Annotated in this window: 10 protein-coding genes; 8 read left to right on the top strand and 2 right to left on the bottom strand. The window is 44.4% G+C overall.

All coding sequences use genetic code 11. The features are described from left to right. Positions 1-286: 286 nt before the first annotated feature. Together VB775_RS25390 and VB775_RS25395 are read right to left on the bottom strand one after the other, a co-directional pair. On the bottom strand, positions 287-949 hold the full coding sequence (locus VB775_RS25390; RefSeq protein ID WP_281009871.1) for a hypothetical protein: 663 nt from the start codon (positions 947-949) through the stop codon (positions 287-289). Between the two features lie 18 nt (positions 950-967). Further along, positions 968-1,459, bottom strand: a complete 492-nt coding sequence (locus VB775_RS25395) for a hypothetical protein (protein WP_281009870.1) — start codon at positions 1,457-1,459, stop codon at positions 968-970. A 128-nt stretch (positions 1,460-1,587) separates the two neighbouring features. On the opposite strand from VB775_RS25395, the gene VB775_RS25400 reads away from it, so the two are divergent. The 8 genes from VB775_RS25400 (at position 1,588) to VB775_RS25435 (ending at position 11,487) form a co-directional block, all read left to right on the top strand. After that, positions 1,588-1,899 carry a fertility inhibition FinO-like protein gene (locus VB775_RS25400; RefSeq protein ID WP_281009869.1) on the top strand — a complete coding sequence of 104 codons (312 nt, stop codon included), beginning with the start codon at positions 1,588-1,590 and terminating at the stop codon, positions 1,897-1,899. A gap of 45 nt (positions 1,900-1,944) precedes the next feature. After that, a complete protein-coding gene (locus VB775_RS25405) occupies positions 1,945-4,815 on the top strand; it encodes a helicase-related protein (RefSeq protein WP_281009868.1) in 2,871 nt (956 codons plus the stop codon). An 88-nt stretch (positions 4,816-4,903) separates the two neighbouring features. Then, on the top strand, positions 4,904-9,646 hold the full coding sequence (locus VB775_RS25410; protein WP_281009867.1) for an Eco57I restriction-modification methylase domain-containing protein: 4,743 nt from the start codon (positions 4,904-4,906) through the stop codon (positions 9,644-9,646). A 40-nt stretch (positions 9,647-9,686) separates the two neighbouring features. Next, complete coding sequence (locus VB775_RS25415; protein ID WP_281009866.1) at positions 9,687-9,959, top strand: hypothetical protein; 273 nt, start codon at positions 9,687-9,689, stop codon at positions 9,957-9,959. A gap of 86 nt (positions 9,960-10,045) precedes the next feature. Then, on the top strand, positions 10,046-10,297 hold the full coding sequence (locus VB775_RS25420) for a hypothetical protein (protein WP_281009865.1): 252 nt from the start codon (positions 10,046-10,048) through the stop codon (positions 10,295-10,297). Next, complete coding sequence (locus VB775_RS25425) at positions 10,294-10,713, top strand: type II toxin-antitoxin system VapC family toxin (protein WP_281009864.1); 420 nt, start codon at positions 10,294-10,296, stop codon at positions 10,711-10,713. Before VB775_RS25420 ends, VB775_RS25425 begins: the two co-directional genes overlap by 4 nt. A gap of 58 nt (positions 10,714-10,771) precedes the next feature. After that, positions 10,772-11,098: a hypothetical protein gene (locus VB775_RS25430; protein WP_281009863.1), complete on the top strand. Its 327-nt coding sequence runs from the start codon at positions 10,772-10,774 to the stop codon at positions 11,096-11,098. Next, complete coding sequence (locus VB775_RS25435; protein WP_281009862.1) at positions 11,098-11,487, top strand: toxin-antitoxin system TumE family protein; 390 nt, start codon at positions 11,098-11,100, stop codon at positions 11,485-11,487. The genes VB775_RS25430 and VB775_RS25435 overlap by 1 nt, the downstream gene beginning before the upstream one ends. The last annotated feature ends 1 nt before the right edge of the window (position 11,488 follow it).

Genomic DNA, 11,488 nt, shown 5'->3' on the forward strand with positions numbered 1-11,488 from the left:
TGCAGATGTTCATGTAACTTTTCGCAAAATACGCTAATCTCTTTCATAGGGGTTTTATTTGTGATGTGGTTATCTTTTATAAAACCCCTTCCTGTCTACTTTTGCAACTTTTTGTCCTGTACTAAGCTTTTTATAATAAAAGTTTATTCAGATTGGACACTAGTCAGCTAAAGCGTGATCGAAGTATTTGCGTTCTTTTATCGTCATAAAATGTGAATTTCAGCACCCATCCCTCATTAACTGACCAGTGCCTTTTCATTATTCGAGTTAACTTTGTTGTTAACGTTTAGCCAATCCAAATTTCGTTTGAATTATAGAAAGCGCCTTTTTGCTCCAGTTTGAAATTACCTAAAAGTAAACCTAGCCAAATCTCGACGATGGGCAATTGCAAACTATCCTGTAAAGCCAGTAAATGCATAGGTAAAGCATTGATCTTTAGCGAATAAGAGATCGCCTCAATCCAAGCCGAAACATCTTCAGCATGAGCAGTACTAATTGCCCGTTCAAATTCCTCCTCAAAACTAAGCAAACTTTCCTGCTCCAAAGCTTGAATCAAAACCTCCTTATCAATTGCGCCAACTATCGAATTACCATGTTTAGTCTGTTCAGGAATCTTCCTAGGTAAACTTTGCAAAGGTTCAATAAACTGGTCAAAATCGACCACCATAGACTGACGCACATAACGAACAAAAGCATCATCAGCCATGATCGGCTCACCATTTACCGCACGAGAATGTAACTCCTCAAATAAAAAATTAGAGCGATTGCAAAACAAATCTGCAATCTGACATACCGCTTCTCCTGCTACTCGTAACTGCGATCGCGTATCAAGATCAACCAGAGTCAGATCTAAAAGCTTAAATACCATTGGTAAATTTGCATCTTCAGGAGTCTGTCTTGCGGTCGAAATGACATCCCACAAATCCAACTCAAGTTGTTTAACTTTCATTTCATAGCCACTTTGAAATTAGTTCGGATGACAAGGACAAGGACGCAAAGGACAAAGCCAAGGATCGAGACGTTCTTGGCTAGCAAATTTCTTAATCCCATAATTTGACTCTAGCAAAACCAATACCTTCTGGACATAAGTATGCACTTGTGTCGCCACCATTCCCGCACAATGGATGGGTGGAACCGCCGCAAACTTTTCTTGTCCTTTCCAGACTTGAACAGCGATCGCATGAATCGGCGTATCCGTTCCCGCCTGTCGATAAACCACTAACACAGCCCAATATACTGACGCAAACTCATCAATATTAACAACTAAATTTTCATCGGAATCACCACGTTTACGAGAGCGAATCAGATTACGGCGATCGCGATGACGGGCATAGGAACGGCGACTATAGCAAACCGCAGGATTCCAACAACGATCGCCCAACTCACCATGAATTTCTTGAGCCTGAGCCGCCGAAAGCATCGCACATTTTTTACATTTATCTGGAATACTTTTAGTCATATTTAGAACAGAAATAACCTAATTGAAATCGCTATGGCTTCTTTAGATATGAGGTTTAAGCTCTGGTATCGTATGGTAGGAAATCAAATGTGTTATGAATACATATCAATTAGATATACAGTAAAAATATGGCAATACAAGGAAAACTGGAATTAACCATCAAAATTAATGAACTTCCTACCGATATATCTGTTGATAAAAATGGTTGGAAGACCTTTGATTTAGATTGTGACGGTCAAATCTTAAGCGTTACGGTGAAACCCAAAGTATTTAAGAAGTTGGAAGATGCACAGGCTAATTATCCGCAGTGGGTAGCGGCGATCGCAGGCAAGATGGGTGAAGCTACTGAAACAGGATTTGTTTTGCTTGAGCCAAATATCCAAGTATTTGAGAAAAAGCCCAAAGAATCCAAACCTGCTGAAGAAGCAAGCCCCAACTAAATCTCAAGCTCTTTAAAAGTTTTCTAATTTTGGGGTTTTTCAAATATGCCTAGTTATAACATTGGTTCTGTAGTTACTTGTCGCGATCGCCAGTGGGTCGTTTTGCCTTCGGATAATTCTGATGTGATTAGGCTACGACCTTTAAGTGGGAATGAGGATGAGGTTTGTGGTGTTTTCAATAAGCTGGGACTAGAAGTAATCGAATCAGCCGAATTTCCTGCGCCACAACCTGAAGCAATTCAAGATCGTCAAGCAGCTTTGTTATTGATGGATGCAGCAAGGCTGAGTTTACGGAATGGAGCGGGACCTTTTCGGAGTTTGGGGAGATTGTCGGTTTATCCGCGTCCCTATCAGATGGTTCCTTTGCTGATGGCTTTGCGATTAGCAACAGTACGCTTACTAATTGCTGATGATGTTGGGATTGGGAAGACGATTGAGGCAGGATTGATTGCAAGGGAAATGCTCGATCGCCAAGAGATTAAGCGCCTTGCGGTTTTATGTCCGCCACACCTCTGCGATCAATGGCAAAAGGAGTTACGGGAAAAGTTTCATATTGAGGCAGTCGTGATTCGGTCAGGGACAGTGGGCAAATTAGAGCGATCGCTACCTGCGGGAGATCATCATGTATTTGGCTACTATCCCCATATCATCGTTAGTCTCGACTATGCCAAGTCCGATAAACGGCGAGCGAGTTTTTTAGCCCATTGTCCTGATCTGGTCATTGTTGATGAGGCGCATACCTGTTCGCGTCCAAGTGGTCAAAGCGCTTCGCAACAGCAGCGTCATCAGTTAGTTAATGAGATTGCGACAAAGCAGGATCAACATTTAATGCTGCTATCAGCAACGCCCCACAGCGGCATTGAAGAATCTTTCTTATCAATTTTGGGTTTGATTAAGCCAGAATTTGCGGCGATGAATTTAGAACAGCTCTCGGAAAAAGAAAGAATTAAACTAGCCAGTCATTTTATCCAACGCCGTCGCGCTGATGTAAAGCAGTGGCTAGGCAGTGAAACCCCGTTTCCTGAAAGATTATCCACTGAGCTTAGTTACAAGCTGACGCGAGAATATCGGGAATTATTTAATGAGGTTTATGATTTTGCGCGAGGCTTGGTTAAGGGTGTTACTGATGATATGTCCTATGCCCAAAAGCGGGGACGTTATTGGGCGGCGTTGGCGCTGATTCGATGTGTGATGTCATCACCTGCGGCGGCGGTAGTTACATTGAGTAAACAGGTGGAAAAACGTGAGGTTTCGGAGCGATTAGAGGCAGAAGCGATCGATGAAGACTTGATGGCATCCTATGTTTATGATCCGACAGAACAGGAACAGGCTGCTGATGCTCAACCGACTTTAGCGATCGAGCAGGGACAGCAACAATATCGAGATAGCGATCGCCGTAAGCTTAAAGCCTTTGTCCAGTCTGCTGAAAAACTCTACGGGGCAAAGGATGCCAAGTTGCAACAGGCGATCGCTACTATCATCAAGCTCTTGGAAGAAGGACATCATCCGATTATCTGGTGTCGCTATATTGCCACGGCGCAGTATGTAGCTAAGCATTTGGGGGATGTGCTGAAACAAAAGCTCGACAAAAAAGGCGATCGCTTGCGGGTGTTGGCGATTACGGGCGAGCAGTCGGAAGATGAACGGGAGATATTTTTAAACGAACTTGCCAGCTATCCCCAGCGAGTGCTAGTGGCAACGGATTGCTTGAGTGAAGGTGTAAATTTGCAAGAGCATTTCTCGGCGGTGCTGCACTATGACTTACCTTGGAATCCGAACCGACTGGAACAGCGTGAGGGGAGAGTTGATCGCTATGGACAGAAAGCTGCGGTCGTGAAATGTGCCTTGCTCTGTGGACAGGACAACCCCATTGATGATGTGGTCTTGAAAGTATTGATTCGCAAGGCGGTTAAAATCCATCGATCCTTGGGAATTACTGTGCCTGTGCCAATGGATAATGCCAATATTACCGAGCGTATTTTTAACTCCCTATTTGAATACGAATCGGCAGGGGTACAGCTTTCTATGTTTGACGCTGGCTCGCAGTTGGCGCTACTGGACGCTGAAATGAATCGGATTTGGGAGCAAGCTGAGGAAAAAGTTAGCCGTACAAGGTTTGCTCAGAGGGCGATTACTTCGGAGGATGTGCAACAGGAATTAATTGAGTCCGATCGCGTGTTGGGTAGTGCCACAGAAATTGAGCGCTTTGTGCGATCGGCTTGTGGGCGTTTGGAGGCTTTTCTTATTCCCAAAACGATTCATAAGCATCCTTGCTATGTGCTGCCAAATATCCCGCCCCAGATTGCTCCAAGTCTGTCAGCTTTCTCAGGAAATCAGCAAAAGCTAACTCTTTCCTTTGTCAGTCCTACGCCTGATGGAGTGGAATTTATTGGGCGCAATCATCCCCTAGTCGAAAGCTTGGCGCGATTTCTATTAGAGGATGTCTTGAGTAATATAGCCAAGCCTGTGGCGGCGCGTTGTGGTTTCACAGTGACAGATGCGGTGACTAAGCGCACGACGTTATTACTATTGCGCTTACGGCATTTGATTGATAGCCCCAAACAAGGACTTAAAGAGGATAAAAGTCTATTAGCTGAAGAATGTTTAGTGGTTGGTTTTACAGGCTCAACTGCAAATCCGATTTGGTTGGAACCAAGTGAGGCTTTAAGGTTAATTGAAACTGCTGAACCCGTTACCGATCCGCCTAGTTTGGGACTGGTACGATCGGATATGCGCGACTTGTTAGAAAGTATGGAAGATTTGCAGGAGGAGTTGGAGTTAATTGCGAGGGCGCGATCGCAGGATTTAGCGCAATCTCACCGTAGAGTTAGAGCAATTACGAAGGAGGGACAGGTCAAAGTGAAGGCTCAGTTACCGATGGATCTGCTCGGTGTCTATGTTTTGAAACCTAAGTAGTTCAGAGTAGTCAAGGCTTTAGCCTATTACCACTTTAAACTCAGAGGCTTTAGCCTCGCTACGGTTAATCATCAATTTATTAAGTATCATGACCACTACTCAAATCGTCAAAAATAGTACAGGTTTGCATATCGAAGGTAATTTGATAGCGGGGGACTATCTTGCGGATCTGGTTACTGGCAGTATCAAGGGACAATCGCCCGAAGACTTTGGCTTTGCGAAGGCGGATAAGTTGGCAGATGAGATTGCTACGGTTTGGGGTGAGGCGAAAAAGTTTTGGGCAGGATTTAAAAAATCCCGCGAAGAATCGGGCTTTTCGGAGTCGGGGACTACGGAAACGCGCAAGGCTTGGGTTGTGCCTTTGCTTTATAACTTGGGTTATTTACCCAGTTTTAGGGGTGAGGCGGAGATTGTTGATGGACAGAGTTTTGCGATTTCGCATCGGGCGGGAATGCCCTCACCCCCCAGCCCCCTCTCCCAAAAAGGGCGAGGGGGAGAAAGAGAATCAGAAATATTGTCCCCCTCTCCCTCTGGGAGAGGGGCTAGGGGTGAGGGCGAACCTCCGATTCACATTACTGGATGCAGAATAAGACTTGACCAGAAGCCGCCGAGTGGAAATCCGAGGCTGTCGGCGCATGGGTTGATGCAGGAATATCTCAATCGGACTGAGCATTTGTGGGGGATTGTGACTAATGGCTTGCATTGGCGGTTGTTGCGTGATTCTTCGTTGATGACGAGGCTTACTTATATTGAGTTCGATCTTGAGCAAATTCTCGAAGGGGAAAGCTTTGCGGAATTTGGGTTGTTTTATCGCCTATTTCACCGATCGCGCTTGCCGCTAGGGATGGACGATGCCCATGAGTGCCTGTTGGAGTTTTATCATCAAGAAACTTTGCAGCAGGGCGGCAGGGTACGCGATCGCCTACGGGATGGTGTCGAAAGAGCGATCGTCCAATTAGGTAATGGTTTCTTACAGCATCCAAAAAATCAAGCATTGAGGGATGCTCTTACTCCCCCTTCGCCCTCATTGGAAGGGGAAAATCCCTCACCCCCAGCCCCTCTCCCAAGCGGGGAGAGGGGAGCAGGAAAAATCAGCGATCGTGATTTTTATCGACAAATTCTGTTACTGATCTACCGCTTACTATTCTTGATGGTGGCGGAGTCGCGCAATTTATTACTGACGGGAGAAGATCCTGAAAAGGTACGGATTTATGAGGAGTATTACAGCATCGAGCGTTTACGCGCTCTAGCAGAAAAGGCGATCGTTCCTCGCCGCGAGGGATTTCAAGACCTATGGCAAGGTTTGCGGGTGACGTTTTGCCTTTTTGATGAAAATTGGCGCGGTGAGTTGTTGGGGCTATCGCCGCTAAATGGTGATTTGTTCGGCTCAACGACTTTGCCAGAGCTAAATGTCAGTGCGTTAGATAATTACGATCTCATGGTCGTCATTCGCAATCTATCGCTCTATGCACCGACCGATAAGGCGCAACTGCGGCGGGTTAATTATGCGGCGCTGGATGTGGAGGAGTTGGGTAGTGTTTATGAGAGTCTGTTAGATTTTCATCCACAGGTGAGTTTGCCGCCCTCACCCCCAGCCCCTCTCCCAAGGGGAGAGGGGAGAAATTGGGAATTTTTATTAGTGGCGGGTAGCGATCGCAAAACGACAGGAGCCTATTACACGCCATCGGAGCTTGTGGCGCAGTTGGTGAAGAGTGCCTTGGAGCCTGTGATTGCAGAAAGGATGAATGAGGCGAAGAATTCCCTCACCCCCCAGCCCCCTCTCCCTAGGGGAGAGGGGGAGCAGGAAAATCTTCTCTTGCTCCCCTCTCCCTCAGGGAGAGGGGCTGGGGGTGAGGGTCTTCAACAACTTCAAGAATCCGCACTCCTCTCCATCAAAGTTTGCGATCCTGCCTGTGGATCTGGACATTTCCTGTTGGCAGCAGCACGGCGGATTGGGAAAGAATTGGCTAAAGTGCGGACGGGGGAGGCTGCGCCTAGTCCCGAACCTTTGCGTGAGGCGACCCGTGATGTGATTCAGCATTGCATTTATGGTGTGGATATCAATCCCCTCGCGGTTGATCTTTGCAAGGTTGCCCTCTGGATTGAGGGTTTTGCGAAGGGAATGCCCCTTAATTTCCTTGACCATCGCATTAAGTGCGGTAACTCGTTGGTGGGTGTTTTAAATCTCGATGTTTTAAATAAAGGGATTCCTGATGAGGCGTTTAAGGCGGTGACGGGGGATGACAAGGCGCTGTCTAGTATCAAGAAGAAGGCGAATAAGCAGGAAAGGCTTAAGGATCTCAAGGGGCAACTCTCGACGGCGGGTCAGTTAGATGATGATTTGGCGGAAATTGCCTCAGCATGGCAGGAGCTAGATCGGATTCCTGAGAATACGCCTGAGTTTGTGAAGCAGAAGAAGGAACGCTATGAGGCTAATCAACGCGATCGCAAGTGGTGGCGAAGTCGTTCGGCTTGCAATTTGTGGACGGCGGCGTTTTTTATGCCTTTGACTGAGCAGAATTTGCAGTTATTACCAACTACGGCGGCGTTGGTGCGGTTGCTGAATGAGGAAATTCCCTCACCCCCTAGCCCCCTCTCCCAAAACTCTACTAGCTATGCCAATAGCTTACCCTCACCCCCTAGCCCCCTCTCCCAAAACTCTACTAGCTATGCCAATAGCTTACCCTCACCCCCTAGCCCCCTCTCCCAAAAAGGGAGAGGGGGAACAGGAACAGGAGAAGATCTTGCTCCCCTCTCCCCCCTTGGGAGAGGGGCTGGGGGTGAGGGTCTTCCAGCTATAGGCATCAGAGATATTGTTGATGCAGCGAATCAGTTAGCCTCTGAGAAGGGCTTTTTTCATTGGGCTTTAGAGTTTCCTGATGTGTTTGAGAATGATGGTTTTGATTGCATTCTCGGTAATCCTCCTTGGGAGCAATTACAACTTGATCCAAGAGAATTCTTTGTTTCTCGAATTGCTGAAATTGCTGACGCTAAAAATATGTCTGCTCGCAATAAATTAATCGAGAATCTGAAAAAAGATAATCCATCTGTTTATGATGAATATGAATTAGCTAAACATGATATTGATTGCCAACAAAAATTTATACACGATAGTAATCGCTTCCCTTTAACTAGTTATGGGCGTATTAACTTATATCCTCTATTTTGTGAACTAGGCAGAAATATAATTTCTCCAAATGGAATAGCAGGATTAATAGTTCCTACTGGAATAGCTACAGATTCCTTTAATCAATACTTTCTTGGTGATTTGGTAAATACGTCCAGATTGCAAGGTATCAAAGGATTTCAAAATGAAAGATTTATATTTTCTGGTATTCATCATTCAGTTTCTTTTTGCTTGATTTTTATAGCAGGTTTAGCAGTAAAGCCTCAATCAATGTGCTTCTCTTGGTGTTCTTGGAATATTTTAGAAGCTAATGATATAGCTAGACAAATAACGTTAACCAAAGATGATTTCATTGCAATTAATCCTAATACTTTGACTTGTCCAATCTTTAGGACAAAATATGATGCTGATTTGACAAAAAATATCTATCTAAATATTCCTGTTTTAGAAAATGAGAAAACTGGAGAGAATCCTTGGTCTATTTCTTTCGCTTTAATGTTTATGATGAACACAGATAGTAATTTATTTAAAGACAGTCCAGCAGAAAATTTATTACCATTGTACGAGGCTAAGATGTTTTATCTTTTTGATCATCGTTTAGCAACTTATGAAGGAGCAACTCAAGACCAATTAAATGTGGGTATTTTACCGAGGATTGAAGATTTACAAAAGTCTAATCCATTCTGTGTCTCTACTCCACATTATTGGATTGATCGTAATGAAGTAGAGAGTAAACTTGATGGTAAGTGGAAAAGAAATTGGCTAATTACTTTTAGAGATATTACTCGTTCAAACAATGAAAGAACAGCAATTTTTACAATCTTACCTAGAGTTGCAATTGGGAATAATGCCCCTCTTATAATGTTTAATGATAAGTATTTGAACTTGGCGGCTTGCTTACTTTCCAACTTTTGCTCTCTTGTATTTGACTTTGTAACTAGGCATAAAGTTGGCGGGACTCACATGAATTTCTTCATTGTCAAACAACTCCCAGTCCTACCCCCCGATCGCTACAGCCAAAACGACATCAACTACATCACCCCCCGCGTCCTCGAACTCACCTACACCGCATGGGACATCAAACCCTTTGCCGATGACCTTTGGAATCCCACACCCACCCGTTCCCAGAGCGAAGTCGAAGGGAGTAACGCCGAAACCGACTCTATCCTCACCCAAGCCAGCGACAAACAACAACTGGGGCTTGACCTAGAACTAGACCTCACAGGCAAAAAACAACTCGAACTCACCACCCCACCAGATCCCACCCACCAAACCCACCTCCGCCAACTCATCCTCGAACAATGGCAAGCCAACCGCGCCGCCTTTGAGCAAGACCCTCACCCCCCAGCCCCCTCTCCCAAAGAGGGCGAGGGGGAGCAAGACTCTCTCAGAACCCCTCTCCCCACTTGGGAGAGGGGCAGGGGTGAGGGTCTTACCGACAACCTAGAAGGTATCCCCCTTCCCCCCTTCATCTGGCACGAAACCCGCCGCGCCCAAATCCGAGCCGAACTCGATGCCTACTACGCCAAACTCTACGGCTTAATCCGTGACGAACTGCGCTACATCCTCGACCCCGCCGACATCTACGGCACAGACTTCCCCAGCGAGACATTTAGAGTCCTAAAAAACAACGAAATGAAGAAATATGGCGAATACCGCACCCAACGACTCGTTTTAGAAGCATGGGATAAACTGGGATATTAGGATTATCTGGTAGCAAACTTACTAAGCGAGGATAAAAATCATGACTCAAGCCCTTAGCCAAGAACAAATCATCCTAGAAAAAATTGTTACACTCAACTCCTTTCAAAAACAAGAAGTATTAGACTTCATCGACTTTATCCGCAGTCGTACTCAAGTACAACCTCAACCTAGTGTAGTCCCGCAAGAAAAAAGCACTTATCAAAAATTTGTCGAAAGCGGCTTAATTGGCTGTGTCGAAGTTGAAGAGGATTTGTCAACAACCTACAAACAAGTATTAGCCGAAGGATGGGCAAAAAAATATGATCATTGCTGATACAGGATTTTGGTTAGCCCTCCTCGACAAAAAAGATACCTATCATCATCAAGCCGAAAAAGCCATTAATCTAAAAGGAAAAAGCAATGTCCATAATTAGCAGCGAACAAATTCAAAAAGATATTGATAAACTTCCCGAAGAAGCTCAATATCTATTGATTGACTTTATTCAAATCCTCAGAAAACGCTATCCAGAGGCAACCGCCCAAACAACTGTTACAAGCGATCGCCCACCATCATTCCTAGAAGAAGCCAGTGAATTTATTGGTTGTCTAGAAGGTGGACCTGGTGATTTAGCCACCAATAAAAAGCACCTAGAAGGACTGGGTAAAAAATGAGCAAAGTCATCATTATTGACACAGGATTTTTAGTCGCGCTATTAAATCGTAGCGAACAGTACCATAATTGGGTGAAAACTCAACTTAGCAATATTTCCGCACCTTTGCTCACCTGTGAAGCTGTGATCACTGAAACCTGTTTTTTACTACAAAAAATTCACCAAGGAGAAGATACAGTCCTAAGTCTCATCAACCGAGGAAAAATTCAAATTCCTTTTCGTATTGATGAAGACTCAACCATTATTCGAGAACTCATGCAACGATATCAGTCCGTTCCTATGTCTCTAGCTGATGCTTGTCTCGTGAGGATGACAGAAATTTATCCTAATAGTATTCTTTTGACCCTTGATAGCGATTTTAGGATCTATCGAAAAAACAAAAACCAGATGATTCCCCTGATTATCCCTGACCCCTAATACCTATGCAGTAAACAAACCCGTTAGTTAATATACATATCATCAATCTAAAATTGCCATGTATTTACCAAATCAGACAATTAACAATCCTCTAAAAGCCCTTGATGCTCTCTATCAAACTGGCTATCGTAGCAACACCCTCGAACGCGCATTAAATAAAATCGTTGATATCGAAATAGCGATCGCCCATCGCCAACATACCGAAATCCAATCCAAAATTCAAAACTACGAACAGCAATACCAAATAACCTCCGAAGACTTTTATCAACGCTTTAATCGAGGTGAGTTAGGTGATACTGCGGACTTTGTAGAGTGGAGTGTATTTTACGATCTACGTCAAGCTATTCGCGATCGCCTTAGAATCTTGCAACCACAGGCAAACTGATGGATGCAGAGCAATATCTAAGTGAGATTAAAACTAAGCTAATTATTAGTCCTGCTATTCTTTCTTTTACAGTTGTAGAAGAACAAGATTTAAGCGATCGAGGCTATTTTCGAGCTAGAGTCATTCTTGCAAATAATGATTTTCTGGAAGTCTCCGAATACTTCATCGTTGATAACAATAAAACTATTCCACAACGCTATCGTTATCAATGGATGGATGATACACAATCTACTCTACGCAAACGATGGGACAATGTTCCACATTTCCCAAACCTTCCTAACTTTCCCCATCATATCCATATTGCCTCTGAAGGTAATGTTGAATCAAGCCAAGCAATAGGAATTTTGGAAGTATTACAAATTATCGAACAAGAAATTTCTGAAAACTAGC

It is taken from the genome of Pseudanabaena sp. CCNP1317 (genome assembly GCF_034931345.1).
In the GTDB taxonomy this organism is placed as follows: Bacteria; Cyanobacteriota; Cyanobacteriia; order Pseudanabaenales; family Pseudanabaenaceae; genus Pseudanabaena; species Pseudanabaena galeata.

What these genes read in the sequence shown, in the direction of transcription:
- VB775_RS25425 (WP_281009864.1), top strand. Translation starts at nt 10,294, where the DNA reads ATGAGCAAAGTCATCATTATTGACACAGGATTTTTAGTCGCGCTATTA.
- VB775_RS25435 (WP_281009862.1), top strand. Translation starts at nt 11,098, where the DNA reads ATGGATGCAGAGCAATATCTAAGTGAGATTAAAACTAAGCTAATTATT.
- VB775_RS25415 (WP_281009866.1), top strand. Translation starts at nt 9,687, where the DNA reads ATGACTCAAGCCCTTAGCCAAGAACAAATCATCCTAGAAAAAATTGTT.
- VB775_RS25410 (WP_281009867.1), top strand. Translation starts at nt 4,904, where the DNA reads ATGACCACTACTCAAATCGTCAAAAATAGTACAGGTTTGCATATCGAA.
- VB775_RS25420 (WP_281009865.1), top strand. Translation starts at nt 10,046, where the DNA reads ATGTCCATAATTAGCAGCGAACAAATTCAAAAAGATATTGATAAACTT.
- VB775_RS25430 (WP_281009863.1), top strand. Translation starts at nt 10,772, where the DNA reads ATGTATTTACCAAATCAGACAATTAACAATCCTCTAAAAGCCCTTGAT.
- VB775_RS25405 (WP_281009868.1), top strand. Translation starts at nt 1,945, where the DNA reads ATGCCTAGTTATAACATTGGTTCTGTAGTTACTTGTCGCGATCGCCAG.
- VB775_RS25400 (WP_281009869.1), top strand. Translation starts at nt 1,588, where the DNA reads ATGGCAATACAAGGAAAACTGGAATTAACCATCAAAATTAATGAACTT.
- VB775_RS25395 (WP_281009870.1), bottom strand. Translation starts at nt 1,459, where the DNA reads ATGACTAAAAGTATTCCAGATAAATGTAAAAAATGTGCGATGCTTTCG.
- VB775_RS25390 (WP_281009871.1), bottom strand. Translation starts at nt 949, where the DNA reads ATGAAAGTTAAACAACTTGAGTTGGATTTGTGGGATGTCATTTCGACC.